Origin of the sequence: Acetanaerobacterium elongatum (genome assembly GCF_900103835.1) — a bacterium.
Lineage (GTDB): Bacteria > Bacillota > Clostridia > Oscillospirales > Ruminococcaceae > Acetanaerobacterium > Acetanaerobacterium elongatum.
Window position 1 is genome coordinate 66,725 of record NZ_FNID01000006.1, and the last position, 26,862, is coordinate 93,586.

General features: G+C 47.4%; 25 protein-coding genes, 1 tRNA gene and 1 pseudogene. 11 read left to right on the plus strand and 16 right to left on the minus strand.

The window, feature by feature from the left end; all coding sequences use genetic code 11:
* Window positions 1-24: 24 nt before the first annotated feature.
* A complete protein-coding gene (locus BLR50_RS03055) occupies window positions 25-507 on the minus strand; it encodes a YbaK/EbsC family protein (RefSeq protein ID WP_092638403.1) in 483 nt (160 codons plus the stop codon).
* Window positions 508-519: 12 nt separating this feature from the next.
* Window positions 520-939 carry a pyridoxamine 5'-phosphate oxidase family protein gene (locus tag BLR50_RS03060; protein ID WP_092638405.1) on the minus strand — a complete coding sequence of 140 codons (420 nt, stop codon included), beginning with the start codon at window positions 937-939 and terminating at the stop codon, window positions 520-522.
* 240 nt (window positions 940-1,179) lie between these two features.
* Between BLR50_RS03060 and mltG the strand changes: the two genes are divergently transcribed.
* From mltG to BLR50_RS03080, 4 genes are all read left to right on the plus strand, one after another.
* Entirely contained in the window at window positions 1,180-2,097 is a 918-nt protein-coding gene (mltG, locus tag BLR50_RS03065) for an endolytic transglycosylase MltG (protein ID WP_242871677.1), read from the plus strand.
* A gap of 106 nt (window positions 2,098-2,203) precedes the next feature.
* A tRNA-Leu gene (locus BLR50_RS03070) sits at window positions 2,204-2,287 on the plus strand.
* 740 nt (window positions 2,288-3,027) lie between these two features.
* The gene (locus BLR50_RS03075; protein WP_092638409.1) at window positions 3,028-4,341 is read left to right on the plus strand and encodes an ATP-binding protein; all 1,314 of its coding nucleotides are present in this window, start codon (window positions 3,028-3,030) and stop codon (window positions 4,339-4,341) included.
* Between the two features lie 353 nt (window positions 4,342-4,694).
* Window positions 4,695-5,534 carry a hypothetical protein gene (locus BLR50_RS03080; protein WP_143008029.1) on the plus strand — a complete coding sequence of 280 codons (840 nt, stop codon included), beginning with the start codon at window positions 4,695-4,697 and terminating at the stop codon, window positions 5,532-5,534.
* Between the two features lie 253 nt (window positions 5,535-5,787).
* Here BLR50_RS03080 and BLR50_RS03090 read toward each other — a convergent pair whose 3' ends face one another.
* The 13 genes from BLR50_RS03090 to spoVT all read right to left on the minus strand — a co-directional run bounded on the left by BLR50_RS03090 (window position 5,788) and on the right by spoVT (window position 18,439).
* Window positions 5,788-6,504: a hypothetical protein gene (locus BLR50_RS03090; protein ID WP_092638415.1), complete on the minus strand. Its 717-nt coding sequence runs from the start codon at window positions 6,502-6,504 to the stop codon at window positions 5,788-5,790.
* Between the two features lie 103 nt (window positions 6,505-6,607).
* Window positions 6,608-8,716: a polyribonucleotide nucleotidyltransferase gene (locus BLR50_RS03095; RefSeq protein WP_092638417.1), complete on the minus strand. Its 2,109-nt coding sequence runs from the start codon at window positions 8,714-8,716 to the stop codon at window positions 6,608-6,610.
* 274 nt (window positions 8,717-8,990) lie between these two features.
* Window positions 8,991-9,254, minus strand: a complete 264-nt coding sequence (gene rpsO / locus BLR50_RS03100; RefSeq protein ID WP_092638419.1) for a 30S ribosomal protein S15 — start codon at window positions 9,252-9,254, stop codon at window positions 8,991-8,993.
* Window positions 9,255-9,449: 195 nt separating this feature from the next.
* The gene (locus tag BLR50_RS03105; RefSeq protein ID WP_092638421.1) at window positions 9,450-10,391 is read right to left on the minus strand and encodes a bifunctional riboflavin kinase/FAD synthetase; all 942 of its coding nucleotides are present in this window, start codon (window positions 10,389-10,391) and stop codon (window positions 9,450-9,452) included.
* A 72-nt stretch (window positions 10,392-10,463) separates the two neighbouring features.
* Window positions 10,464-11,372: a tRNA pseudouridine(55) synthase TruB gene (gene truB / locus BLR50_RS03110; RefSeq protein ID WP_092638423.1), complete on the minus strand. Its 909-nt coding sequence runs from the start codon at window positions 11,370-11,372 to the stop codon at window positions 10,464-10,466.
* Window positions 11,373-11,435: 63 nt separating this feature from the next.
* Window positions 11,436-12,380: a DHH family phosphoesterase gene (locus tag BLR50_RS03115; protein ID WP_092638425.1), complete on the minus strand. Its 945-nt coding sequence runs from the start codon at window positions 12,378-12,380 to the stop codon at window positions 11,436-11,438.
* Between the two features lie 111 nt (window positions 12,381-12,491).
* Window positions 12,492-12,872, minus strand: a complete 381-nt coding sequence (gene rbfA, locus BLR50_RS03120; RefSeq protein WP_092638427.1) for a 30S ribosome-binding factor RbfA — start codon at window positions 12,870-12,872, stop codon at window positions 12,492-12,494.
* Window positions 12,873-12,969: 97 nt separating this feature from the next.
* A complete protein-coding gene (infB, locus tag BLR50_RS03125) occupies window positions 12,970-15,339 on the minus strand; it encodes a translation initiation factor IF-2 (protein WP_092638429.1) in 2,370 nt (789 codons plus the stop codon).
* Window positions 15,336-15,659, minus strand: a complete 324-nt coding sequence (locus BLR50_RS03130; RefSeq protein ID WP_092638431.1) for a L7Ae/L30e/S12e/Gadd45 family ribosomal protein — start codon at window positions 15,657-15,659, stop codon at window positions 15,336-15,338. The genes infB and BLR50_RS03130 overlap by 4 nt, the downstream gene beginning before the upstream one ends.
* Window positions 15,652-15,921, minus strand: a complete 270-nt coding sequence (rnpM, locus tag BLR50_RS03135) for an RNase P modulator RnpM (protein WP_092638432.1) — start codon at window positions 15,919-15,921, stop codon at window positions 15,652-15,654. The genes BLR50_RS03130 and rnpM overlap by 8 nt, the downstream gene beginning before the upstream one ends.
* Before the next feature lie 79 nt (window positions 15,922-16,000).
* Entirely contained in the window at window positions 16,001-17,074 is a 1,074-nt protein-coding gene (gene nusA / locus BLR50_RS03140; RefSeq protein ID WP_092638433.1) for a transcription termination factor NusA, read from the minus strand.
* Entirely contained in the window at window positions 17,067-17,585 is a 519-nt protein-coding gene (locus BLR50_RS03145; RefSeq protein ID WP_092638434.1) for a ribosome maturation factor RimP, read from the minus strand. The genes nusA and BLR50_RS03145 overlap by 8 nt, the downstream gene beginning before the upstream one ends.
* Before the next feature lie 311 nt (window positions 17,586-17,896).
* Complete coding sequence (spoVT, locus tag BLR50_RS03150; protein ID WP_092638435.1) at window positions 17,897-18,439, minus strand: stage V sporulation protein T; 543 nt, start codon at window positions 18,437-18,439, stop codon at window positions 17,897-17,899.
* Between the two features lie 460 nt (window positions 18,440-18,899).
* Between spoVT and BLR50_RS03155 the strand changes: the two genes are divergently transcribed.
* The 7 genes from BLR50_RS03155 to BLR50_RS03185 all read left to right on the plus strand — a co-directional run bounded on the left by BLR50_RS03155 (window position 18,900) and on the right by BLR50_RS03185 (window position 26,177).
* Window positions 18,900-19,787 carry a tyrosine-type recombinase/integrase gene (locus BLR50_RS03155; RefSeq protein ID WP_092638436.1) on the plus strand — a complete coding sequence of 296 codons (888 nt, stop codon included), beginning with the start codon at window positions 18,900-18,902 and terminating at the stop codon, window positions 19,785-19,787.
* Window positions 19,780-20,871, plus strand: coding sequence for an IS91 family transposase (locus tag BLR50_RS03160; protein ID WP_092638437.1), 1,092 nt, complete (start codon window positions 19,780-19,782; stop codon window positions 20,869-20,871). Before BLR50_RS03155 ends, BLR50_RS03160 begins: the two co-directional genes overlap by 8 nt.
* Window positions 20,872-21,258: 387 nt before the next feature.
* Window positions 21,259-23,424, plus strand: a complete 2,166-nt coding sequence (locus tag BLR50_RS03165) for a polymorphic toxin-type HINT domain-containing protein (RefSeq protein WP_092638438.1) — start codon at window positions 21,259-21,261, stop codon at window positions 23,422-23,424.
* Between the two features lie 8 nt (window positions 23,425-23,432).
* Window positions 23,433-23,912, plus strand: coding sequence for a hypothetical protein (locus tag BLR50_RS03170; protein WP_143008030.1), 480 nt, complete (start codon window positions 23,433-23,435; stop codon window positions 23,910-23,912).
* 29 nt (window positions 23,913-23,941) lie between these two features.
* Window positions 23,942-24,841 (plus strand): RHS repeat domain-containing protein, encoded by a 900-nt coding sequence (locus BLR50_RS03175; protein WP_092638440.1) that lies wholly within the window; start codon window positions 23,942-23,944, stop codon window positions 24,839-24,841.
* An 11-nt stretch (window positions 24,842-24,852) separates the two neighbouring features.
* The gene (locus BLR50_RS03180; protein WP_092638480.1) at window positions 24,853-25,281 is read left to right on the plus strand and encodes a hypothetical protein; all 429 of its coding nucleotides are present in this window, start codon (window positions 24,853-24,855) and stop codon (window positions 25,279-25,281) included.
* Window positions 25,282-25,331: 50 nt separating this feature from the next.
* The gene (locus tag BLR50_RS03185) at window positions 25,332-26,177 is read left to right on the plus strand and encodes an RHS repeat-associated core domain-containing protein (protein ID WP_092638482.1); all 846 of its coding nucleotides are present in this window, start codon (window positions 25,332-25,334) and stop codon (window positions 26,175-26,177) included.
* A 136-nt stretch (window positions 26,178-26,313) separates the two neighbouring features.
* Here the strand turns inward: BLR50_RS03185 and BLR50_RS03190 are convergent.
* A pseudogene (locus tag BLR50_RS03190) lies at window positions 26,314-26,862 on the minus strand (IS3 family transposase); the annotation flags it as partial.

The following is a 26,862-nucleotide window of genomic DNA, read 5'->3' on the forward strand; positions in this document are numbered from 1 at the left end:
TGCCTGCCCCGTTGTTAACGTGGATTATCCTTCCTGCCAGCCCTTGCACACATCCACCCATTCACGGCTTCGGGAAATAGTAAACAGTTCTTCACAGGTGAGCTCTACAGCTGAGTTGCTGCTGCCAGCAGCAGGATAAACAGTATCAAATCGCTTTAGCGACAGATCGATATACACCGCTACATCGGGGTTTTCTATCGCAAAGGGGCAAACACCGCCCACGGCATGGCCGGTAAGCTGTAAGGCCTCCTCCGGGGTAAGCATGGTAGCCTTGATGCCAAAATGAGCCTTGTATTTGCTGTTGTCAATCTTTGCGTCACCCGCCGCGACAATTAGGGTGCAGCCACCGCTACCGTTCGTAAACGAGATGGTTTTTGCGATACGGGAGGGACTTACGCCAAGCGCCTCAGCCGCCAGCGCAACGGTGGCGCTTGAAACCGAAAACTCGGTCACTGCGCTGTCTTTACCGTACTGGGCAAGATATTTTTTTACCTTTTCTACTGACATACATAACGTCCTTTATAACTGAATCTTTTCTTTGGGGGCAAAATTGTTTTCCATCGTCCAGGTAACCGCCGTACCGCTTTTCAGCCTGAATACAGAGAAGGTTTCCAAAAAGCCGGGATTGCTCCGCCACGGCTGCAAAAAGGCGCGGGTCGGGTGGTTAAAGATCTCCTCATTCAGGCCGGCATCCTTTACAAGCTCCAACGTGCCGCTGATTCTAATCTGTACGGCTCCGCAGGCAAAACAGAGCTCGGCCTTGGGGTTTGCCATGATTTGCTTGAATAAATCCTTCTTAGAGCTGGTGTGAAAGATGATGCCGTTTTCATCGGCCTTAAACAGCAGCATGCCGCGCACTCGGGGCTGGTCATCCTCTACCGTTGCCAGATAAAAAGACGGATGCTTGGTGATTGCCTCAAAAATCTCGTTCCTAGTCATACGAAAACCTCCCTGATGTCAGTACCAATTTTACCTTATAAGCAGTTTAAAGTATATGGGCATTATACTCGGGCAGGGCACAAAATGCAAGTATTCAGGATTATATGTGCAATTGAGGTAAAAAAAGGCGTATTTGCAGATATACTTTTAAATTAGAATATGATATAATTATTAAGGTCGAAATTCAGGTAAAAGCCTGCAACCCCATGCATAAAATTAGAGGTGCCAGCCTTGAAGAAAATGTTTTTATCATCAGGAATATTAGCTCTCGCGGCAGCACTTGTACTCACTGCCTGCGGTGAGTCAACGGGAAATATCGGTTCCTCGGCCGAAAGCCTAAACAGCTCATCGGGGATTTGGTCACTTCAAAGCTCCGTTACTACTTCCCTGACGGCGGGAACGTCTGAAGAATCAACGGCCTCACAGCAATCCTCTTCCGAAGAGCCTCTTACTATGTCGGTTACCATCCCCGAGGGGTATACTCTTGCCCGTATCGGTATGCTGCTGGAGGAGAAGGGTATCTGCACGACGGACGAATTCATTAATGCGAGCCAGACAGGGGATTTCAGTGAGTTCCCCTTGGTAGCACAGCAGACCGAAAACCCCAACCGATGCTTTAAGCTGGAGGGGCTTTTATTCCCCGATACATACGAGATTTATACCGGCGACGGGCCGGACGCCATTATCCGCCGGATGCTTGCCCATACAGAAGAGAAGATAGACAATACCCTGCGTGCGCAGATTAAGGATAGCGGCTTTACCGTGGATGAGATCATCACGATGGCCTCGATTATTGAAAAAGAGGCCTTCGGCAGTGAAGAGATGCCAAAGATTTCATCAGTGCTGCACAACCGCCTCAGCGATAAAATGAAGCTTCAGTGTGATGTAACCATTACCTATGTAGAGGGCGCCATCAAGCCCTTTATTTCGGGGGATATCAATCGTTACAACAAGTATTATAATACCTATAAGTGCGCTGCGCTGCCGGCCGGAGCCATCTGTAACCCGGGGTTGGATGCCATCAAGGCAGCTGTTAATCCCGCGCAGACCGATTATCTTTATTTTGTGACTGACAAGAAAAACAACTATTATTATGCCGCAACATGGGAGGAGCACCAGCAGAATCTTGTAGCAGCCGGTGTATCGTCGGCCACTTAACCCGCACAATTGACAGCCTGATTTTTACAAATAAAAATAACGAGAAAAAGAGAAAATTGCTATTGACGAACGCCCAAGGTTAATGTTATAATAAATTTCGCGATGTGCGGCAGTGCTGGAACTGGCAGACAGGCACGTTTGAGGGGCGTGTGTCTCTGACGTACGGGTTCAAGTCCCGTTTGCCGCACCAATAATAAACACAAGCCTAAAAGCTAGTGTTTACTGTAAAGGAAGACCCAACCGAAAGGTTGGGTCTTCCTTTGCTGTATCTATATTGAGTGCTAGATAACAATTCATTGATAAAAAATGTATAACATGTACCACGGGACACGTTAGGAAACTTTCCCTTCTATGCAGTTTGAGAAATAAGTAGTGCAAGAGGTTTTTTGATTTCCGAGTAAGAAAACTGTGCTGTAATACTAAAATCAAAATCCAGTTCACCTTCTGTATTCCTTGTTATGGTTATTCTATCAACCATTCTTTGAATGGCAGCATAAGATAATTCGTCGATTGATTCGACATGCTTTTCAAATATCTCTACTGCATTAGGCTTGGCAAAATATACATATCACTTTCTTGATTAGACTTGTTAAACATTCGATTAAATGACAAGAAGTTAGTTTAGTAAGCGAAAGAACAGAAGCTTTTGATTATAATCATATTGATTTTTACTAATATATAGAAAGGAGTTTTTGTACGCGGAGAACCTCGATTTTTCTCACCACTATGCGGGTTTGAGAAGTGTTTTTTTGATTCGGGATGAGCAGCGAACTTTTTGACCCTGTTTGACCATGATATTTTTTGAGCCTCTGTCATATCGTATGTAAAACATTTTTGTTGTAAATATTGTAGAATATATCCTATTATTCATTGTTATTTTTGTAATTCAGTGCTATAATATACTTGTAACATTAAATGGAGGTTGCGAGTATGTACAGAATAGCAATCGAAAATCTATATAAATGGAAAGAAAGCAAGCATCGTAAGCCACTAATTATTGAAGGTGCTAGGCAGGTTGGTAAGACTTGGCTAATGAAAGAGTTCGGCAAAAAAGCCTATGCTGATACTGTATATATTAACTTCGATTCTAATTCCAGAATGACGGAGCTGTTTGCATCAGACCTTGATACGGACCGTCTGATTATGGGGCTGGAGCTTTATGCCGGGCGAAAAATCAATCCGGACAATACGCTGCTGATTTTTGACGAGGTGCAGGAAGTTCCGAGAGCACTTTCCTCTCTAAAATATTTTTACGAGAACGCACCACAATATCATATTGTTTGTGCTGGATCACTCCTGGGTATTGCTTTGCATCAGGGGACTTCTTTCCCCGTAGGCAAGGTAGATTTTCTGAAACTTTATCCGCTGTCCTTCAAAGAGTTTTTGATGGCAACCGGAAACGAGCGTTTCGCAGAGCTGCTTGACAAGCAGGATTATCCGATGATAACCTCTTTCAAGCAGAACTATATCGATGCAATCAAGCATTACTATTTCGTCGGCGGTATGCCGGAGGCGGTACAGAGCTTTGCTGATGATAAAGATTTCAACGAAGTACGTAATATTCACAAGCGAATTCTTGCAGCTTACGAACAGGATTTTTTCAAGCACGCACCCTATGAAATCGTGCCAAAAATCCGTATGATCTGGAACAGTATTCCCTCACAGCTTGCTAAAGAAAATAAGAAATTCGTCTATGGCCTTGTGCGTGAAGGTGGACGGGCAAAGGAATATGAAACGGCAATCATGTGGCTTTCCGACTGCGGGCTTATCCATAGGGTCAGCCGTGTGAGCGCGGCGGGCTTCCCACTGAAAGCCTATGAAGATTTGAAGGCCTTCAAGCTGTTCATAGTTGATGTAGGACTTCTAGGCTGTATGACCGGGCTACGTCAGAGCACGCTGCTTGACGGCAATGATTTGTTTACCGAATTCAAAGGTGCACTGACAGAACAGTATGTCTGTCAGCAGTTGAAAACAATTGACGATTTAGGCGTTTATTATTATACCAATGACCGAGGTTCCTGCGAGATTGATTTTGTTATCGATACTGGCGAGCTGATCATTCCGGTTGAAGTTAAAGCGGAAGTTAATCTTAAAGCCAAAAGTCTGCGGGTATATAAGGATAAATACAATCCCGCACTTTCCGTCCGTACATCTATGGCAGATTACAAGAGAGAAGAGTGGATTGTGAATCTACCGCTGTATGCAGTAGAGAATATCAATAAACTCGGCAAACCATTGGAGTAAGGCAAGGTGGAGGCGTTAATTAAGATATTCGTTTGCAGTTAGGAATATAAATATTTATCGTGCGGTTGCTGGCGGAACCGGCCATAGCCGGCTGTTGTTAAGTGATTATCCGTCCTTTACGAAGGCCGCTGAACACAGAAAAGAATAATTTACCATAGAATGAACTAAAATATAGTCAGAAGCCTTATTAGGCACTTAACATAGATAAATTCATTTATAATGGGCTGACAAAAACCATTTTGTTTGAAATTGCCATAAGAATGTGCTATGATTAGAATTACGATTATTAATTGGGCTTTCTGAAACATTATGTGACGTTTCTCTGGAGGCCGTCTGTTTGGGAGATGTTATAATTGAGATATCGAACTATCTGCGGCTTGGCTGTGGCCTCTGCCGCCGCCCTTGCCGCTCTGCGGCTCTGGCAGTATCTTTGGATTATTGATGTTAGTACCGGATTTTACGCCAGCTTCAGCGCTACCATTCCGATATTATATGGGCTGCTGGCGGCGGTTTTTATCGTAACGTTTACGGTTTCTTTTCTGGACAAAAGCTTCTTTGAGGAAACCCCTGCCCTGCCCCATCGCGGGCGCGCCTTAGGTTTCTTTCTTCTGCTTGCCGGTGCCGTGAACCTGTTCTCCTCTGCTTTTGGCACGCCGGACGCCTTTTTAAACGCCTCGCAGGAACCAAAGGATATGATTGCCATTATTTTGGGGCTTATTGCATCCGCTGTGCTGTTGTATCTTGGTGTTCGAGCTGTTTCGGGCCATTCCCTTACCGGGAGCAGTAAGTTCCTTCCGCTTCTGCCCGCGGCATGGGCAACCATCAGGCTGTTAAATGCCTTTATGCATAACGCCACCGTTCTGCCGATCAGTGAAAACCTGCTCACCCTGCTTTCTCTTATCGCTATGACGGTATATTTTCTGTATTTTGCGTTTGCTGTATCAGGCAATGAGGGCAAATTCTCCCGTCGCTGCTTTTTTATAAGCGGTATTATGGGCTTTGTGCTTATTACAGCAAATGCGTTGGGTATGCTCACTGCTGCGGCTGCAAATGCGTTCTATGCTCTTGAGCCTTACTGGTTTATCACCCGTATTGCCGACCTCACCGTTGCCGCTGTAATGCTCTGTACCGCACTGAATACCGCCTTTGCCCGAAAACCGGTGCATACCCCCAATGCGGAGATTGCTCAATAAATGACTTCCAACGCTAGTGAATACTGAAAAACAATTAGGCACCATCCTCGGAGTTTCCGTTTGGATGGTGCCTATCTTTGTCATGAATTTTCCTTTTGCTTACCTATTGCCTAAGCCCAGAATACACTTACACTTATATCCGATTAAAAAGTATATAAAAAAACAAATCCAAGCCTTTCGTATATGGGTTTTGATAAAGATTTTTATGATGATGCCAGCGCATTATCTGAATATACTTTATCGGTGATTAGTATTAGCCGCGCTTTCTGCGGCAGGCAACATATACCACACAGATGATCAAACTAAAGCCTGCGATAACTATGGGCAGCAGCGACTGATGAGGTGCGCCGGTTTCGGGAATGGCAGGCGCTTCGGTAACACCGCCGACTAGCTGGGCTTCATCTATACCGTTGCTCTGAACGATAACAAAGTAGCCCATATCGTGTACAAAGAACTGGAGATAGTTGCCGTCTTTTACAGCCGCCATATCGGTTAAAGCGGTTGTATCATAGCGGTATACCTTTAGTGTTCCGTCTGCTCCCCTTGGGATGGGGAAACGCACCTTCACCAGGCCCTTGTAATCGGTAAACTCGATGGCGGACTGGTTAAGAATCCTCAGCCTATAAGTCTTCAACACATGAAAGCTTAAGGGGCCTATGTCCTTTACCAGCGAGGCAATCTTATCGCTTACCGAACTCTCGATAATCTCGCCCACCCCCGGCCAAGCTTCTGTAACCCCATTGGGTAAGGTAAGCGCCGATACATCACAGCTTACCTGTGTTGTGGTATCGGTAACCTCTCTTGGGCCGCCGCTGCTGACAGAGCTGCTGGTTTCGTTTGACGAGGTGGCTGTAAGGGCTGAATGCCTTGCGCTGAAGGTATTGGCGGCATAAAGTGTACCGCCCAGCCCAAGCACCATGCAAGCCGAAAAAACAATAGGGAGCAGTTTACAAGTAAGTTTTTCCATCATATTAAACTACGCCTTCCCTTTAAAGTCTTAATTCTCTATATAATAGACGAAAGCGGAGGCCGGATGACTTCACACATCCGCCTCCGCTTAGATTACAATGTGATTATTGCTTCTTCTTGGCTTCCATCTCAAGCAGCGCATCGCGGCGGGAGAGGTTGATGCGGCCCTGCTGGTCGATCTCGGTTACCTTTACCACAATCTCGTCGCCTACCGAAACGGCATCCTCCACCTTCTCCACACGCTTGGTGTCGAGCTTAGAGATGTGTACCAAGCCTTCCTTACCGGGGGCAATCTCTACGAATGCACCGAAGTTCATCAGGCGGGTAACCTTACCCTTATAGAATGCGCCTACCTCAGGGTCCATTACAATGGTCTGGATAACGCGGATAGCGCGGCGGGCATTATCGATATCAATAGATGAAACAAAAACGCTGCCGTCCTCTTCAATATCAATCTTAACGTCGCACTCGGCGCAGATCTTCTGAATAACCTTTCCGCCCTGACCGATTACCTCGCGAATCTTATCCACGTCGATCTTCATGGTGAGCATCTTAGGCGCATACTTGGAAAGCTCCTTACGCGGCTCAGCAATCGCCTTGGCCATGATTTCATCAAGGATATAGAGACGAGCCTTGCGGGTTTTCTCGAAGGCCTCCTTGATAATCTCTGGGGTAAGGCCGTCGATTTTAATATCTACCTGAATGGCGGTAATACCCTTGTGGGTGCCGCCTACCTTAAAGTCCATATCGCCGAAGAAATCTTCCAGGCCCTGAATGTCCACCATCGTCATAAAGCGGTCACCCTCGGTGATAAGGCCGCAGGAGATGCCCGCTACCGGGGTTTTGATAGGCACGCCCGCATCCATGAGTGCAAGGGTAGAGGCGCAGATGGAGCCCTGTGAGGTGGAGCCGTTGGACGAAAGCACCTCAGACACCATACGGATGGCGTAGGGGAACTCTTCTACCGACGGGATAACCGGCTCGAGCGCTCTTTCTGCCAGTGCGCCATGACCGATCTCACGACGGCCGGGGCCACGGCTGGGCTTGGTTTCACCTACCGAGTAGGAAGGGAAGTTATACTGATGCATATAGCGCTTGCTCTCGGCCTCGTCGATGCCGTCAAGAATCTGGGCGTCGCGAACCTGACCAAGGGTAGCGATGGTGAGCACCTGTGTCTGGCCTCTGGTGAACAGGCCGGAGCCGTGTACACGCGGCAGCAGGCCAACCTCGGCGGAAAGAGGACGAATCTCGTCAATTCCTCTGCCGTCTACACGCTTGCCCTCATCAAGCAGCCAGCGGCGAACCACGTATTTCTGCAATTTATACATTACCTCAGGGATCTGTGCCGCGAGGTCGGGGTATTCTTCGGTAAACTTGGCGGTTACCTCATCTACAACCGGGGCGAGACGAGCGTCACGCACGTTCTTGTCGTCGGTATCCAGCGCATACTTTACCTTATCGATGGCAAACGCCTTAATTGCCTCGAACAGGTCGTGGTCTACCTCCATAGACTCGAAGGTAAACTTGGGTTTGCCGATTTCGGCTACGATACCGTCAATGAAGGTGATGATACCCTTAATCTCTTCATGCGCCTTGATGATGGCGTCGAGCATTACATCCTCGGGCACTTCATTGGCACCGGCCTCTACCATAACAATCTTCTGGCGGGTAGCGGCAACGGTAACGCTCATTTCACTCTTCGCGCGCTGCTCAGCGTTGGGGTTAATAACAACCTGGCCGTCTACCAAGCCAACATTTGCGCCGCCGATGGGGCCGTTCCACGGGATATCGGAAATCGAGATAGCGATAGAGGTACCGATCATACCGGCAATCTCTGGGGAATAGTCAGGGTCTGCACTCATTACCGTCATAACCACCGACACATCGTTGCGCATATCCTTGGGGAACAGCGGGCGGATGGGGCGGTCTACCAGGCGGGAGGCAAGAATGGCCTTATCGGTGGGCCTGCCCTCGCGCTTTAAGAACGAGCCGGGGATACGGCCTACCGCGTAAAGCTTCTCTTCAAAATCCACCGAAAGGGGGAAGAAGTCGATGCCCTCGCGGGGCTTTTGGGATGCCGTAACGTTACACAGCACCACGGTTTCACCGTAACGAACAAGGCAGGAGCCGTTGGATAGCCCGCACATCTTGCCGGTTTCTATTACAAGCTTGCCGCCTGCATAGGTAGTTTCAAAGGTTCTGAACTGTGACATATGCTACCTCCAATTTTCAGGGCTCCCTAAAAGCACAGGGCGCCCCCTTAAATTTATATTGTATTGGGGCAGCCGCGGTTTAGCAATAAATCCGATGCTTAAACGCCGAGTGCTTAAGCACCCGATTCACTGCTAAAACCTAAGCGGCACAACCCAAAAAACAAACTTATTATTTTTATTTTGCACAAACGCCGTACAAAATAAACATTGGGTGATGTTTACACTATTTGTTTGAAGGCAGACGGAGATTCCGCCTGCCTTCATACTCATAAAATTACTTACGAATGCCGAGCTTCTTGATGATTTCGCGGTATCTCTCGATATCCTTCTTCATCAGATAGTTTAAAAGATTGCGGCGGCGGCCAACCATCTTCAGCAAGCCTCTGCGGGAGTGGTGGTCGTTTTTGTGCTCCTTGAGATGCTCGGTGAGGTCGTTGATACGCTGGGTAAGAATCGCAATCTGTACCTCGGGGGAACCGGTATCACCCTCATGCTTGGCATTCTCAAGAATAACCTGTGTCTTCTGCTCTTTTAACATAGCTTTCACCTCTTTAAAATAGTCCACTGAATCATAGCCTAGGGCGGGCAAAACTCCTTGAATACAAGGCTTAACCCCTAAGCCAAGAAGACGTGGCATGGAATGCGGCCAATTTTACGGCACACATTATTGGTTTATTATAGCACAACTGAAGGACAAAGTAAATACCCCGCACCCAGCCCAAATGCTATCATTTCATTTCCACCGTACTTCCTTTAACCAGCGGTCAAAATTCTGCTGTACGGCGGCGGTATCGTTGGCAATGGCGTCTTTAAGCGCCTGAAGAGTTTCAAACCGCTGCTCCTCTCGCAGATACTTAATCAAGTGCACCTCCACTCGCTTGCCATAAAGGTCTCCGGTATAACCGATGATATAGGTTTCGCTGTTGGGTTGAAGACCTCCCTCGATGGTGGGGCGCACGCCGATGTTGGTAACCCCCGGCAGGCGCTTGCTGCCAAGAGTTACATAAGAGGCATATACCCCTTTGCGCGGAAGGAACATCCCCTCTGAAAACTGCTGATTGATGGTGGGAAAGTCTAAGGTTCGGCCGATATGCCTGCCTGTTACCACCGGGTAGTCGTAGGAAAACGGCCTGCCCAGCAGCTTGGCAGTAAGCACCGTCTCGCCTTCCTCCATCAGCGTTCGTATACGGGTGGTGCTGACAGTCTCTCCATCTACCAGCACATCAGGCACCACATGAAGCGTAATACCATGCTCGTTGCAAAGGCGTTCCAGCAGTTTTACGTCCCCCTGTGCCCCCTTGCCAAAGCGAAAGTTGATACCGCAGCACACTACCCTAGCGCAGAGCCTCTGCTGCAGTATCTTTTTAACGAATTGTTCAGGCTCAAGGTCTTTAAACTCGGTAAAATCAGGTACATAGAGGTAATCAACGCCCATACGCCGCAGTAATCTTTCTTTCATGGGAAGGGTGATAAGGTTTTGACTGCCTTTACCGCTTTTGGGGTTAGCGGTGGTGGTGGAAAATGAAAAAACACAGGTGTTCAACCCTTTGGCCTGATAGCTTTTGGCCTTACGGATAACCGCCCTGTGCCCGATATGTAACCCGTCAAAGTAACCAAGTGCTACAGCACACGGAACGTTAGGGGGCTTGCCTTTTAAGGTTGTTATCGTAATCAACGTTGCAAACGCCCTTTCTTTTTAGAATGCAAGTGAATTTTAGCCCATACAACTTATATTATTCCATTATTCTTACTTTTTATACATATTGTTCTCAAAGAATGAACGTACCCTTAAGAGCTGTGTATCCTGCTCAATATAACCAAGCCCTATGAACTCTTCGTTAAAGCCATAAACCCTGATATTGTCCTCGGTAAGCGGAACGGTAAGTGCGCTTATATCCAGCTTTACACCGTTTTTAAACCGACGGGTATCTTCCTCGCTGAGCCTTACCGAGGGTAAGCTCATAAACGCCCGCTCTACATCAATCAGCTGCTCAGAAAGAGCTCCTTCTTCCATCAGCCGCTGAACATCATCAAAGGTAAGACAGTCGTTTAGTGTAAAACCCGCCGCTTTGGTGCGAACAAGCGAGGTCATTGCGGCACCGCAGCCTAAGCTCTCGCCGATATCACTACACAGGGTGCGGATATAGGTGCCCTTGGAACAGGATACCTCTATGGTATATTCCCCTGCCTGCTCGTCCTCATTCAAAACAGCAAGGCTATGGATATAAATGGTGCGGGTGGGGCGCTCTACCTCGCCGCCCTTACGCGCGATATCATACAACCGCTGCCCGTCTACCTTTACGGCAGAGTACATCGGGGTAAGCTGGGTAATCTCACCGGCAAACCGTGCCGCCGCTGCCCTAAATTGAGCGGCAGTTACAGAGTGGGGACGCGCGGCCGTTACCTTACCCCAGATATCCTGCGTATCGGTGGTAATACCCAGCCGAAGGGAGGCTATGTAGGTTTTATCGGAATCGGGCAGCAGGTTACATGCCTTGGTGGCACTTCCCACAAACACCGGCAACACGCCGGTTGCCATCGGGTCAAGCGTTCCGGCATGCCCGAGCTTTTTGGTTTTCAAGATACCCCGTAGCTTGGCCACAACATCAAAGGAGGTAAAGTTCTGCGGCTTGTTCATTAAAAGAATGCCATCCATTTTTACTTCCTCCTTGATATTACAGCAAGATTCTTATGTGTTATCTTATATGGGTATAGCCCTTTAAACAAACTGCGCTATCGTTTCTATAAGAACTTTTTTAGCATTCTCCAGCCCGCCTTTAACCACACAGCCGGCCGCCTTCACATGACCGCCGCCGCCTAACAGCCCGCAGATTTTTGAGGCATCGAAGCCGTCGTTGGAGCGGATGGAAACCTTGAAATCGCCGTTCTCTTTTTCGCGCAGCATTACACCGATCTGTACGCCCTCAATCTGCCGCGGAAGGGTGGAAAGCCCCTCCAGCTCGCACTCGGTGGCACCGGTGCTTTTGAGCATATCGCCTGTTACCGAGATCATGGCGCAGCGGTTGTCAAAATAGTACTCAATTGAATTGAGTACCTGCTGTTCAATGGCAATACGGCTCTGAGTTTTGGTTTCAAACATCAGGCGGTTAATCTTACCGATCTTTACGTTATACCGCATCATATGCGCGGCAATGCGGTGGCTGTTTACAGTGGTGTTCGAAAAGCGGAAGCAGCCGGTATCGGTGGCAATGCCGGTGTAGATACAGGTGCCAATGCGCTCATCAAACGTAACCCCCATGCCCTTGAGCACCTCATAGATGATTTCACAGGTGGCCGCAGCCTTGGGCTTTAAAAGTACCCCGCGTGCATAGCGGGTGTTGGAGGGGTGATGATCGATGCAGATATCCACACGATCGGCAAGGCTTGCATATTGGGAGCCGAACAGCTGTTTATCGGCTAAATCCACCGCTACAATAAATTCGGGGTCAAAGGAATCGTCTTGATAATCCTGAAACAGAAAATTGTACCTAGCCGGAAACTCATCGGAGCAAACCACCCTTGCGCGCTTGCCCAGCTGCTTGAGCCCGTAATAAAGGCCAAAGCCGCTGCCGAGCGTGTCACCGTCCGGGCTTTGATGGGTAATAATCAGAAACCTGTCGTGTGCAAGAAGTGCTTCGCAGACCTTTTTCAAGCCGATATTCATTCAGCAGTTCCACCTTTAAGATACGAATTTAATTACGCATATGAAAACCCGAGAGATAAACCGCGGGCGCGACAATGCGCGCCCTTAAAATAGCATGTATGGTTATATGGGCTATTGCTGCGCATTCTCCCCGCTCTGTTCGGCACGGGACGCGGGCTCCACCTCTTTGAGCAGGCGGCTGATTTCCGCACTGTGCTCAATGGAGTTGTCGGCAATAAACTTAAGCTCCGGAGAGGTTCGAAGACTGAGGCGCTCGTTGATTTCGCGGCGAATAAACCCCGCGCCATGCTGAAGGCCCTTCACCGCCTCCTTGGCGGCTTCAAAGCCGTCCATCGAACTGACATATACCTTGGCGTGAGACATATCGCCGGATAGATCCACCTTTACAATACTGAGCAAGCCGGTGATACGCGGGTCTTTGAGGGAACGCATGATATCAGTAAGCTCGCGGCGGATATCCTCGCCGATTCGTTCTACTTTATGGTTTCCCATTTTAAGATCCATGCCCTTTCCTGCAAAATACGGAGACAATACCAATCTCTTATTAAACCTTTTTATCATTGAGATAAGTATAAGCCGCAGTTAAAAACTAATCTTCGCGGTATTCTTCCGTCATGTAGGCCTCGAGTACGTCACCTTCCTTAATATCGTTGAACTTGGTAAGGCCGATGCCGCATTCATAGCCCTGCGCAACTTCCTTTACGTCATCCTTAAAACGCTTCAGCGACAATATCTTATCGTCGGCGATAACAATACCGTCACGCACAATGCGTATCTGCGCAGTACGGGTAATCTTGCCATCCACCACATAGCAGCCCGCGATGGTGCCTACATTGGTAATCTTGATGGTCTGGCGCACCTCGGCGCGGCCAAGGTCTACATCCCTGAACTTTGGCGCAAGCATGCCCTTCATTGCGGCCTTGATATCGTCTATCGCATCGTAGATTACGCGGTACAGGCGAAGCTCTACGCCCAGACTTTCGGCATTGGCGCGCGCCACCGGATCGGGACGAACGTTAAAGCCTACAATAATGGCGTTGGAGGCATTGGCAAGCATCACGTCTGATTCGTTTACCGCACCTACGCCGCCGTGGATGACACGAACACGCACCTCGTTATTCGAAAGCTTCTCCAGTGTCTGGCGTACTGCCTCTACCGAGCCTGCCACATCGCCTTTTACGATGATATTTAAATCCTTTACTGCGCCCTGTTCTATCTGGGCAAACAGGTTATCGAGTGTAACCTTGGTGTATCGGCTGAATTTCTCTTCCTGAGCGGTATCTTTTCTCTGCTCCACCAGTTTACGGGCAAGCTGTTCATCCTCTACTACGTTAAATACATCGCCCGCGCTGGGTACCTCGTCAAGACCGGTGATCTCGACAGGAACGCTGGGGCCGGCGGAGGCCAAAGCATTGCCGCGGTCATCGAGCATGGCGCGGACACGCCCCGCAGCGGTACCTGCGATTACAAAGTCGCCCACCTTCATGGTACCATTCTGTACCAGCAGCGTAGCAACAGGGCCGCGGCCCTTATCAAGCTTCGCTTCGATAACCGTACCTCTGCCAAGACGGTCGGGGTTGGCCTTGAGTTCCTTTATGTCGGTAACGAGCAGTACCATTTCCAGCAGTTTATCGATATTCGTATGGTTCTTGGCCGAAACGGGAACACAGATTACGTCGCCGCCCCATTCCTCGGGCACCAGCTCGTATTCGGTGAGCTGCTGCATTACGCGGTCGGGGGTGGCGCCCGGCTTATCCATCTTGTTGATGGCTACAATGATTGAAACGCCGGCTGCCTTGGCATGGTTGATGGCCTCTACGGTCTGCGGCATGATGCCGTCATCGGCGGCCACCACCAGAATGGCGATATCGGTAACCTGAGCGCCGCGTGCACGCATTGCGGTAAACGCCTCATGGCCCGGGGTATCTAAGAAGGTAATATAACGGTTGTTAATCATTACACGGTATGCACCGATATGCTGTGTAATACCGCCAGCCTCGGTAGCGGTAACGTTCGCGTTGCGGATAGCATCGAGCAGCGAGGTTTTGCCGTGGTCTACGTGGCCCATAACCACCACAACGGGGCTGCGTTCCACCAGATTCTCTTCGGCATCCTCGGTAATGTCGATTAAACGCTCTTCAATGGTAACGACAACCGCTTTCTCTACCTTCGCGCCGAACTCATAAACAATCGTCGCAGCAGTATCAAAATCGATCTCCTCGTTAATGCTGGCCATAATGCCGAGGTGCATCAGCTTTTTGATAACCTCGGAGGCTGTTACCGTCAGCTTGGAGGCAAGCTCCCCTACCGTAATCATATCGGGTATAACAACCTTAATCTCCTGCCGCTTTTTCTTAATCATCTCAAGCTTCTTGAGCTTATCGGCCTCTGTTTCGCGTTTGCCGTATTTCTGCTTGCCCCTCATCGCGGATTTCTGAGTGAGCTTTTGTTTGTTATTCTGCACGCTGTCCTTGACAATGTTGGAGGCAGGGGCTATCTTTTCGTATTTCTCGTTATACTTTTCAAGGTCTACGTTTGCGGCGCGGGTATCCACATGGCGGGTAACCTTTGGCTGCCCCTTGCTGGAATTCTGCTGCGGCTGATCGGGCTTCGGCTGTGCGGGCCTGTTAGGCTGCCCCCCCTGAAAGCCGCTAGCAGGAGCCTTTTGCTGTGCAGCAGCAACCGGAGTGGCCGCGGCAGGTGCCGTACTGGAAGTGGCTGCTGTTGTATTGCCTGCCTGGGGATTACCCGCCGGGGCTGCTCCAGAAGGCAGTGGCAGCTCGTAGCCCTCCACCGCATAAAGCTTTGTAAAATGATCGTAAATAAGGTTCATCGTCGGCTCATCGAGCAACGTCATATGTTTTTTATCAAGCTCCATGCGCGGAGCAAGAAAATCCATTAAATCCTTGCTCTGAAGCCCTAAGTCCTTTGCAACCTCGAATAATTTATGTTTTATCATATCTTACCTCCACATTCAGCCAGTTCACTGATCTTACGTCTTAATCCCGCGTCGGTTACCGCAAATATCCCCACCCGTTTGGCGGTGATATGCCCAATCTCGTCCATCGTGGCGTTTACCGCAACCGCTTCGGCACTCTCCCGTTCACACAAGAAGCGCAGCTCCTTTAATGTTTTTGGGGAGATATCCGAGGCGTAGAATACACTCTGCACCTTACCGGAGCGAACCGTATCGGCCACAACATCAAAGCCCAGCACCAGCTTGCCTGCTCGCCTGCTCATGCCAATCATTGCAAGCAGCTTTGCGTTATCGCTATCCATCTTTTCGCAATTCCTCCTCAAGCCGGTCGTAAACCTCGTCGGGAATGGCGCTTGCGAATGCCCGCTCAATACGCTTTGATTTACGTGCCTTTTTCAAACAGTCGGGGTTTTTGCATACATACGCTCCGCGGCCCGCCTTGCGCCCCGTCAGGTCCAGCGACACCTCGCCCTCGGCGCTCTTCACCACTCGAACAAGCTCCCGCTTCGGCTTCATTTCGCCGCACCCGGTGCACATGCGCAGCGGCACACGTTTTGTCTGCATAGTCTAAATCATACCTTTCCGGAGTTTGAAGATTCCTTCTTTTACGATTGACTGGGTTTTGCCCCCGACACCTTATCAATTACTCCTGTTCGCCCTTGGGCAGGTCTTCGCCGATCGGGCCGCTTTCCGGCCGGATATCTATCTTATAGCCCGTCAGCCTTGCTGCGAGCCTTGCATTCTGCCCCTTGTTGCCGATAGCAAGTGAAAGCTGGCTGTCGGGCACGGTTGCGCGGCAGGAACGGGCGTTGAGGTCTAATACCTCCACACTCACCACGTCGGCGGGTGAAAGCGCACCGGCCACAAACTTTTCGGGGCTGTCGCTGTAGCGCACCACGTCGATCTTTTCGCCGCCCAGCTCATCAACAATACGGGAAACGCGGGTGCCCTTGGGCCCAATGCAGGCGCCTACCGGATCTACGTTTTCATCCTTGCTGTAAACGGCAATCTTGGTTCTGGAACCGGCCTCACGCGAAACGGCCTTGATCTCAACGGTGCCGTCGTAGATTTCGGGCACCTCCATCTCAAACAGGCGCTTCACCAGCCCAGGGTGGGTTCTCGAAATCATCACCTTCGGGCCTTTATCGCCTTCTTCTACATTAACAATGTACACCTTCACGCGGTCGCCCTCACGCAGCACCTCGCCGGGTACCATCTCGCTCTTTGGCAGAACGGCTTCATTCTTGCCGATCTCAAGGGTAACATTGCCCTTCTTAGGGTCAACCTTCTGCACCACAGCGGTAACTATCTCGTGGTGCTTGCTTTGAAAATCTTTAAACGTCTGGCTTCTTTCTGCCTCGCGGATGCCCTGACGAATAATATGTTTTGCTGTTTGCGCGGCAATACGCCCGAACTGCTTGGTTTCGAGCTTAACATCGACATAATCTTCAAGCTTGCCGCGTTTGCTGTACTTCTTGGCCTCTTCCAGCTGAATTTGGGTGGCATTGTTTTCAACCACCTCTACCACCTGCTTGCGGATGGCTACGTTAAAAGTGCCCTCGGCAGGGTCGATCTCTACGATGACGTTATCGGATGCGCCGTAATCACGCTTCACGGCGTTGAGTATGGCATTTCGTATCTTCTCAATCAAAAGGTCGCTGGGGATACCCTTCTCTTTTTCGAGCAGATTCAGCGCGTCGAAAAACTCGTTATTCATTGTCGTCTATTCCTCCAAAATTAATATCGGTATCGATATCATCAATATTCAAGCGTATAAACGCGGTATCAGCCTTTTTAAAGGTATAGGTTTCGCCGTCTTCCAGCTTTACAAAGGCCTGCCCGTCTTCATAACCGGTAAGCGTGCCTGTAAAATCGCGCATGCCGTCAACCGGGCGTATGGTTCGAACATCCACCAGACTTCCCAGATAGCGGGCAAAGTGCTCGGGCTTTATCAGCTCCCGGTCCAGCCCCGGTGAGGATACCTCCAGATAGTAGCTCTGCTCGATAGGATCGGCCTCGTCAAGCATCGCATCAATGGTTCGGCTGAAGGCCTCACAGTCGTCGATGGTGATACCGCCCTCTTTATCAATAAAAACGCGCAAAAACCACGACGCGCCTTCTTTTTCAAAGCGGATATCCCAAATCTCAAACCTCATACGCTCCGCAACAGGCGCGCAAAGGTCGTAGACCACCTCAACCGTGCTTTTCCGTTCCTTGTTCTTTGCCAAGCAAACCCTCCGTTCACTGACGATTCACAACCGCCTAATTTGATACTAGTCCTCGTTAGAGATGCAGCGAAATAATCTTTGCATAACGCATATATCAAAGCTTTTGCTCGATTATTTGTACATTTCTTAGACGAATATAAGTATCAGATGTCTGCCGCGGGCTTTAGTATAAGCCCGTAATACGCATGAAAGAGTGGGGCAACCCACTCTTTCAATACGAACATCATTACCTTAATAAAGATACCACATTTATACTGCGAATGCAAGGGCTAAACGGCAGAAATACGCACAAAACTTAAATATTCCGGCTGTTATTCCTCCATCTGCTTGCCTAAGAAGGCCGCTGCCGCCTGCACAAGCTTTACCTCTACATCCCCCGCGGGGTTTTGGTTCTCGTTACACAAGTACATTACCGAGCCTGCCACATCGCCTGCCGCGATAATGGGCGCGCAAACCAGCGCATAACGCTCCACGCCCTCCACCGGCTGCATCTTCCGCTGTTCCTTGGATGTAAAGGAGTAGGTTTTACGCTGCTCCATGAGCTCCTCCAGCTGCGGGGAAACCCGGCGTTCCAGAAGCTCCTTCTTGGGAATTCCGGATACAGCGATTACATGGTCACGATCGCACACCACAACTGGTTCGCCGCCCGTTTTATAAAGCACATCGGCATACTGTGTAGCAAACGAGGATAGCTCCCCGATAGGAGAATACTTTTTAAAGATAACCTCGCCGTCGTTATCGGTATATATCTCTAGGGGGTCGCCCTCACGGATTCGCATCGTCCTTCTTATCTCTTTTGGGATAACAACCCGGCCCAAATCGTCAATACGTCTCACGATCCCGGTAGCTTTCATTGATTATAGTTCCTCCCTTATTTCATTTCATTTTAGAATATTAAGAGTTTACATTGAAGTATACCGGCAGTATTGTTGTTGATAGTATTATTTGCACTGTGGCGCACATTATTCAAGTTTTATTGGTTTGATTTAACCGCTATTTTTTTAAGGTGTCTGCCACATAAGCATCATAGAAAATATTGGAGTGATTCGTTGTGTTATTAGCCAGTAATTAACTGTAACTTTTGCAAAAAGCGAGGCAGCTCAAAAGTCAGCCCCAGAAAAAAGCAGAGATAGGTACAAAAGCTGTACTTATCCCTGCTTTTTGGTATATTTTCTTGTATAAACATAGCACTAAACCGCTAACGCGGTGGTTATTACGGCCATAACTCACAACTCTACGAAACCTGCTGCAAGAGCGGCAGGTTTTTCGCATGTATATTACAATGGAAGCATCACTTTTTAAGGAGATGATTCCATGACAAACGAAGAGGTCTATCAGCGAGCATATGACGAGGTGAAACTGCGAGGACTGTCACCCCGTACGGTAGAACAGTATCTCGGCAAGCTTACGATGTTTCTCCGCTACTTTGATAACCGTCCAATAGAAACAATGGGTGAGGTTGAAATTCGAGAGTTTCTGCTACACCAATTGGATTGCGGAAAAGCCTCTGGCACAGTAAATATCCACAACAGCGCTCTCCGTTTTATCTTTGGCGCTGTATTGGGTCGAAATCTGAATTATCAGATCATTCCCAGACGCCGCCAATACCGTGAGTTCCCTTCCATCATGAGCAAAACAGAGCTTACGCGTTTCTTTTCTGTGATAGACAACCTGCGGGACAGAGCAATGTTTGAGACTGTTTACGGCGCAGGATTGCGCATATCTGAAGTTGCACACCTGCGCGTTCAGGATATTGACAGCGAACAAATGCGCATCTTTGTCTTTCACGGAAAAGGCGGCAAAGACCGCTTTACTGTGCTTTCGCAGCGCAATCTGGAGCTTCTGCGTACGTATTGGAAACAATATCGTCCCAGTCATCCAGATGGATATCTGTTCTATTCCAGAGGACGGAAGAATAGCATCATGACCACGCGGGCTATTCAGGACGCATTCCATCGATACTGCAAAAAGGCCAATTTGCCAGACACGTTTACTGTTCATACATTACGGCACTGCTTTGCCACGCATCTGTTGGAGTCCGGTGTGGAAGTATGCCAAATCAAAGAGCTGCTGGGACATACCTTTATCCAAACCACAGCATTCTATCTGCATTTAAGCAATATCAATCAGGCAATTGAAAGCCCTTTGGATTCGCTACAAAAAGGGCAAGGACGCAACCCCAGGGTGAAGTCCGATGCCTGAGGTACAGGATATCCTTACACAATACGGTGCGGCTTACCGCCAAGGCCATAAACTGTCCCTTGTACAGCTCAAAGCCATGAATGCTATCCAGAACTGTCGAACCGCCCACCTTGGCGGACATATGGATTATTGTCCTGAATGCGGATATACAAAGCCTTCCTACAATTCCTGCCGTAACCGGCATTGTCCCAAATGCCAAACCCTTGCCAAAGAGCGTTGGATTGACGCCCGGAAAGCGGATCTGTTGGATGTCAGCTATTTTCATGTGGTATTTACGGTGCCTCAGGAGCTCAATTCCCTAATTCACCGAAACCAAAGGGACTGCTACAATCTGCTGTTTCGTTGCGTGGCAGAGACGTTACAGGAGTTAGCCAAAGACAAGAAGTATTTGGGAGCAACAATTGGTCACACCGCTATTCTGCACACCCGGGGACAGAGTCTCTGCTTTCACCCCCACATCCACTGCATTGTTCCGTCCGGCGGACTGACCGCTCTGGGCAGATGGCAAGCTTCACGGAAGAAGTTCTTTCTCCCGGTACGAGTACTATCCCGCAAATTCCGGGGGAAGTTTCTGGCGCTACTGAACTTGCAGTTTCCGGATGTTGACCAGAATCTGCTGAATGTCTGTTACCGGAAGGAATGGGTGGTTTACTGCAAGCCGCCGTTTAAGGATGCTGCCTGTGTTGTGGAATACCTTGGTCGTTATACCCACCGGGTAGCCATCTCCAACAACCGAATCCTCAAGCTTGAAAATGGTGTCGTTACGTTCAAATGGAGGGATTACCGGGACAGTAGCCACTGGAAAGAGATGACGTTAAGTGCAGAGGAGTTTATTCGGCGGTTCCTGATGCACGTCTTGCCGTCTAGCTTCACAAAAATTCGTCACTATGGTTTCCTCTCCAGCCGTGGAAAACAGAAAAAGCTGAGAATCTGCAAGCTGCAAACCGGAACTAAGCTGATTCCAAAAGAAAAGCTTTCTGCCGAGCAGCTGATCCAAAAACTCATCGGCAGAAAGCCCTCACAGTGCCCGAGGTGCGGATACTCCGGTTTGCTCAGAACCGGTCTATCTCCACCTGCGGTCTAAAACTACAAAGCTTTTGAAGTCTGTTAACACGACAGGCTTGCTTTGCTGTATCCATTTTATCAGAGAATGGCACAGTTTTACAATAACAAATATCGAAATACCTGCGCTATGAACTTATCAAAACATTTTTGTGTGAAATTCAAAGATACTTTCCCCATAGCCTCTGCCAATCCATCCGCGGTTTCGCGCAATGGAATTATCCAACCAAAGGCATCTGAGCTCTTTCTCTCAGTTGCCTTTTTTCTGCCTTTGCTCGGATAATTCTCTACTCATTATAGGAAGTTCAACCTGTACAGTTCTCAGAACCTGCAGGCAAATACGACCTACAGCTACACCTACGACCTCGCAAAGAGGCTGCAAAGCGTAAGCGGCAGCGACGGTCACCGCATGAAGTTTGTATACGACACCAAAAACCGTCTGGCAGATTTCTTTAACATCTTCGGCACCACCTCGTACAAAACCAGCTATGTATACGGTAGTGCCGCAACGCAGTCGCCCACCCTAATCTACGGCATTAAGCTCAACGATGTACAGAAGCTTTCGTATGCCTACGATTCTCTTGCAAGATTAACCACCAAGACCATCAACGGGGCGAACAACTACGCGGTTGGCTACAGTTATGAGGATGTATCCGACAGCAAAACGACTACCCTGCTCTCCAGCATTAACAACGGCGGTAGTACGCTCAGCTACACCTACGACAAGCTGGGGAACATCGAGACCATCAGCGAGAATGCTAATCTGAAGGCCACCTACCACTACGACGCGTTAAGCCAGCTGACCCGAGAGGACAACCTGTGGCAGGATGAAACCATCGTTTACGCCTACGATGTCGGCGGTAACATTCAGAGTAAAACAACATACGCATATACCGACCCGGCGGTGGAGCCTGCGAACGCCACCGACACTATCAATTACACCTATGGCGATAACAACTGGAAGGACAAGCTGACGACCTACAACGGGCAGGCCATTACCTACGATGAGATCGGCAACATGCTCACCTTCGGTACCAAGACCTTCACATGGGAGGGCCGACAGCTCACAGCGCTTTCAGACAGCGGCAGCGGCGATTCCCTCACCTATCAATACAACGACGGCGGCATCCGTACTAAGAAGGTATTCAACAGCGTAACGACCAATTACTATTTAAACGGCAGCGATGTGGTTCGTGAAACCAACGGCACTGATACGCTTGACTACTTCTATGACGCCGACGGCAACCTCTACGGCTTTAAGCTGAATGGTACCGAGTATTACTATATCCGTAACGGGCAGAATGATATCACCGACATCCTTGACACCAGCGGAAGCGAGGTTGTATCATACAGTTATGATACTTGGGGTAAGCTGCTGAGGATTACCGGCTCTCTGGCTGACACGGTTGGTGTGAAGAACCCCTACCGTTATCGCGGGTATAGGTATGATACCGAGACGGGGTTGTATTACCTGAATAGCAGGTATTATGACCCGGAAGTTGGCAGGTTTGTTAATGCGGATACTCTTGATAATACTATTGAGAACAGCGATGACCTTTTAAGTGGAAATCTGTTCGCTTATTGTACCAATAATCCTGTCAACCATTTAGATCTTGAGGGTACTTGGAAATTGCCGAACTGGGCTAAACTGGCTATCGGAGCAGTTGCCTTAACTGCTGCTATAGTTTTAACGGTTGGTTCTGGCGGAGCATTAGCACCATTACTAATAGGAGTTGCAATAAGTACAGTTTCAAGTGCTGCAATCGGAGGAGCCGTTGGATATGCAACCGGCGGAAAGATGGGGCTAAAAAAAGGACTAATAGATGGTGCCGCAGATGGCTTTATGTGGGGCGGTATTGGTGCAGCTGGTTCGGTTGTAGGTAAAGCAATTAAAGGTGCTAAGACTGCAAAAGCACTTACTGCAGCCTGTTTCGTCGCCGGAACCTTGGTTGCTGCAAAAGATGGATATAAGCCAATAGAGCAGATAAAAACTGGAGATTTGGTTTGGTCTGAAAATCCGGAAACAGGTGAAAAAGGGCTAAAGCGGGTTGTGCAAAACTTTATACGTCAAACAGATGAATTTGTTCACTTAAAAGTTGACGGGCAAAATATAACAACAACGCCAGAACACCCATTTTATGTTCCGCAAAAGGGCTGGATTAAGGCAATAGAACTTAATGCTGGTGACAAGCTAGTTTTGCAATCTGGGAAAATTGTAATTGTTGAACAAGTACAGCATGAAATCTTGGAAACGCCTGCAACAGTCTATAATTTTGAAGTTGAGGATTTCCATACTTATTATGTGTCAAATTCAAGTATTTTGGTACATAACTCTTGTAGTGGTGGCGGTTTTACCAAATATTCAGCACAACAACTATCAAAAATGGTATCTGGTAATTTTCATGGAGTTAGTGGGGCAAAAAACGCCATTTTAAAAGATGTATCGCCAAGTATTTTGAAAAAGGTTGGCAAAAATCCAGATATTTATGTGAATAGTAAGGGGGTAATACAACTGGTATCTACTGTTAATAAAGGGGTTAGCATTGTTACAGATTTGAACATCAAATGGTATTGAGGTGTTATATGTTTGATTTAATAATCCTTTCTGTTAATCAAAAAACAAAGAGCAAGGAGATACTTAATAATACAAATATCTATCTAGAATACAATCAAAAATATTGTGACATTTGGAAGTTTATGACCTTATCAGATGGAACATGGTATAATTTATCAGCCGACAAAGATGAAGTGGGTGGGACTAAAATATGTAAATATATAGACGAAAAATGCAGCCTTACTCTTGATTGGGTTGAAAAAAAGTATCTCGAAGATATTACGCCATATACAATTGAAAATCAATATATGGATAGTTTTATAGCCATACTCAATCACTTAGTACAACAATCACCAGTTAAAATGATTTATGTTCTTGCACGCTATCAATCTTATGATAAGGAAATTGTTTTAGGAACTTTTACAGTCAATGAGTTTATTAATCTCATGAGTCAAAGAAAAATTCACTCTAATATTTGTTACATTATTACTGGAAACCTAATCATGTAAAATGATTATAAGAGAAGCAACAAAAAGAATTGTCGGTTTTAAAAAAGCGCTGCCCTTGTGGGTGGCGCTTTTGTTTCTACGACGCCGGCGGAAACCTCTACGGCTTTAAGCTGAATGGCACCGAGTATTACTATATCCGTAACGGGCAGAATGATATTACCGGCATCCTTGACACCAGCGGAAGCGAGGTTGTATCATACAGTTATGATACTTGGGGTAAGCTGCTGGGGATTACTGGCTCTTTAGCTGATACGGTTGGTGTGAAGAACCCCTACCGTTATCGCGGGTATAGGTATGATACCGAGACGGGGTTGTATTACCTGAATAGCAGGTATTATGATCCTGAGGTTGGTAGGTTCATTAATGTAGATGCATACCTTGGTTCCAATAGGAGTATTATTTCTTATAATCTATTCGCATATTGTGATAATAACCCCATAATATATCGTGATCCATCAGGACATTTTAAATTGTGGGATCAGTTTTTAGGTTTTATAAAGTCGTTTTTTGGTATTGATGATAAACAAGTTGATGCAATTACATCTGCTGCACCTGCTATCATTGGTACTTCCATACCCCTATCAAAGGGATATTCAGTCCGGATTGATCAACCGCGTGTAAAAAATGATCAAAAGCATATTCACGTAGAAAAAAATAAATCAGAAGTAGCCAATCAAAATGAAGACGGAACGCCACATCATAAAAACAAGAACAAGAAAGGCGAGCCGCCTAACAGCATTAAGAAAGAAATAAAAGAAAAAACGGGCTGGGATTGGGATGCTAATGTAAATAAAATTGCAGTCAACATAGAAGTACCCTACGGGTTACCGGGTTTCATTTATGCCCCTGTACCAGGTTCCGGAACTTACTCTATTCCTGACTTTAATTTTATCCCTGGCCCTCTTGGTGATCCTATTTTTATTTTCTAGGAGGATAAAAATTGAGGTATTTTTTAATTGGATTAGAGCAGAACACTTGGTTACAAAATTTAAATGAATATTGGGAGGAATTCAATAAGATTAGCAATAAATTACCTAAAAGACTTGTTAACAAATTTTCCAGCAAACATTTACATGACTCAGAGATAGAGTGTATTACTTATGTACGCGACTACTCAAAAACTAAAATAAGCTATAATGTAATTGTTAAAATTAGAAACGAGAAATTCTCTGGTAGTTTTACACATTATGGAGTGACTGAGTATTGGATTAAAATGGCAAACTTTGATAAGTATATTAGCCTTTCTGAATATTTATATGGCGAAATACTGAATAATCAAGATTCATGGACACATAATTTTATCTTTAACGAATCAAATGAGGTATTTATACGTTGTAAAAAAATAGACTGGAATGATGATTCTGATTAATTAAAGTATTAATAGAACAAGCAAACAATAAATAGTGATAGATAAGTAAACTGCGTCGTCTTTATGGTGGCGCAGCTTCTTTCTATGACGCCGATGGCAACCTTTACGGCTTTAAGTTGAACGGCACCGAGTATTACTATATCCGCAACGGGCAGAATGATATTACCGGCATCCTTGACACCAGCGGAAGCGAGGTTGTATCATACAGTTATGATACTTGGGGCAAGCTGCTTGGGATTACAGGTTCGCTTGCCGATACTGTTGGTGTAAAGAACCCCTACCGCGGGTACCGGTATGATACCGAGACGGGGCTGTATTATCTTAATAGCAGGTATTATGAGCCGGAGATTGGTAGGTTCATTAATGCGGATGATACGAATATATTAGGTATTGACCAAGATAGTCTGATTCAATATAACTTATTTACTTACTGCTTAAATAATCCAACAAATATGAGTGATCCTTCTGGCTATTTTACTGGAATTGAAGAAGCCGCTATAGCAGCCTTTTTTATAATTACAGGTGCTCTGGTTACGTTTCAAACACTTATAACCTACTTTTCGTCGCCAAGCGGAATACGAAGTTGGTCTAATTTCTGTTTAGTGTTAAGTACTGCATTTAAAAGCATTTATACAAAGACAATTAAATATATCAATGAAAAGATTAAAGCCTACCAAAACCGCCCTATGAGCCAAAGAATTGGTACCAAATCCACGGATAAAAACCATATTTTGAAAGGTACAAAAGGAAAACATATTCCTGGGTGGAAAAAGTTTGGATTCGATCCTAATGGTAATAATGGTTGGGCCAAGGTTTTGGTGATAATGAAAGCTGTTGTAGATGCCTATGATAAAATTTCTAGTTATACTAATAAAGATGGATCTGGCCCGGCCTAAGTTTTAAAGACAAAGAAAACATCAAGTTTTCGTTATTTATTGCAGCTTTGCTCTGAATTAAGCCCAGTTGCGTTCATTTCAGCATTTCGATGCCATTGGCTTTTACCATAAGATTGCAGCGGCTCTAATTAATGCTTTAAGCAACGTGGCCGCTAAACGAAGCCGGGGTCCGATAGCCGTTCCCGGTGTGCAGCCGCTTCCGGTGATAATAAACCTCTATGTACCAAAAGACCGCCACCTTCGCTTCTTCACGGGTTCGGAAATGCTGGTCGTTCAGCCATTCCTGCTTGAGCTTGCCCCAAAAGCTTTCCATGGGAGCATTATCCCAGCAGTTGCCCTTCCGGCTCATCGAGCACTTGAATTCATGCTTTTTAAGCAGCCTCTGATATTGCTTGCTGCAATATTGGCTGCCCCGGTCACTGTGCAAAATCACACCCTTGGGGCTGCCGCGCTTCCTTCTGGCGTTTGCAAAGCATCTTATGACAAGCGCCTTCGTCATCCGGGCGTCCATAGCCCAGCCGACGATTTCCTTGCCTCATAAATCCATAATCCCCGCCAGATACAGCCAGCCTTCATCCGTTGCGATGTAGGTAATATCGCTTACCCACGCCGTGTTTATCTTATCAAATTTAAATGTGCGCTCGTATTTATCCCGCAGCTTTTCGGTTTTGAGGTTTATTCGCTC

Bases quoted from the DNA above. Each gene is read 5' to 3' on its own strand.
- BLR50_RS03170 (WP_143008030.1), top strand. From the start codon at position 23,433: ATGTTTGATTTAATAATCCTTTCTGTTAATCAAAAAACAAAGAGCAAG.
- BLR50_RS03115 (WP_092638425.1), bottom strand. From the start codon at position 12,380: ATGAATATCGGCTTGAAAAAGGTCTGCGAAGCACTTCTTGCACACGAC.
- rpsO (WP_092638419.1), bottom strand. From the start codon at position 9,254: ATGTTAAAAGAGCAGAAGACACAGGTTATTCTTGAGAATGCCAAGCAT.
- BLR50_RS03160 (WP_092638437.1), top strand. From the start codon at position 19,780: ATGCCTGAGGTACAGGATATCCTTACACAATACGGTGCGGCTTACCGC.
- BLR50_RS03130 (WP_092638431.1), bottom strand. From the start codon at position 15,659: ATGGATAGCGATAACGCAAAGCTGCTTGCAATGATTGGCATGAGCAGG.
- BLR50_RS03155 (WP_092638436.1), top strand. From the start codon at position 18,900: ATGACAAACGAAGAGGTCTATCAGCGAGCATATGACGAGGTGAAACTG.
- BLR50_RS03075 (WP_092638409.1), top strand. From the start codon at position 3,028: ATGTACAGAATAGCAATCGAAAATCTATATAAATGGAAAGAAAGCAAG.
- BLR50_RS03090 (WP_092638415.1), bottom strand. From the start codon at position 6,504: ATGATGGAAAAACTTACTTGTAAACTGCTCCCTATTGTTTTTTCGGCT.
- rnpM (WP_092638432.1), bottom strand. From the start codon at position 15,921: ATGCAGACAAAACGTGTGCCGCTGCGCATGTGCACCGGGTGCGGCGAA.
- infB (WP_092638429.1), bottom strand. From the start codon at position 15,339: ATGATAAAACATAAATTATTCGAGGTTGCAAAGGACTTAGGGCTTCAG.
- nusA (WP_092638433.1), bottom strand. From the start codon at position 17,074: ATGAATAACGAGTTTTTCGACGCGCTGAATCTGCTCGAAAAAGAGAAG.
- mltG (WP_242871677.1), top strand. From the start codon at position 1,180: ATGTTTTTATCATCAGGAATATTAGCTCTCGCGGCAGCACTTGTACTC.
- BLR50_RS03055 (WP_092638403.1), bottom strand. From the start codon at position 507: ATGTCAGTAGAAAAGGTAAAAAAATATCTTGCCCAGTACGGTAAAGAC.
- rbfA (WP_092638427.1), bottom strand. From the start codon at position 12,872: ATGGGAAACCATAAAGTAGAACGAATCGGCGAGGATATCCGCCGCGAG.
- truB (WP_092638423.1), bottom strand. From the start codon at position 11,372: ATGGATGGCATTCTTTTAATGAACAAGCCGCAGAACTTTACCTCCTTT.
- BLR50_RS03060 (WP_092638405.1), bottom strand. From the start codon at position 939: ATGACTAGGAACGAGATTTTTGAGGCAATCACCAAGCATCCGTCTTTT.
- BLR50_RS03095 (WP_092638417.1), bottom strand. From the start codon at position 8,716: ATGTCACAGTTCAGAACCTTTGAAACTACCTATGCAGGCGGCAAGCTT.
- BLR50_RS03165 (WP_092638438.1), top strand. From the start codon at position 21,259: ATGAAGTTTGTATACGACACCAAAAACCGTCTGGCAGATTTCTTTAAC.
- spoVT (WP_092638435.1), bottom strand. From the start codon at position 18,439: ATGAAAGCTACCGGGATCGTGAGACGTATTGACGATTTGGGCCGGGTT.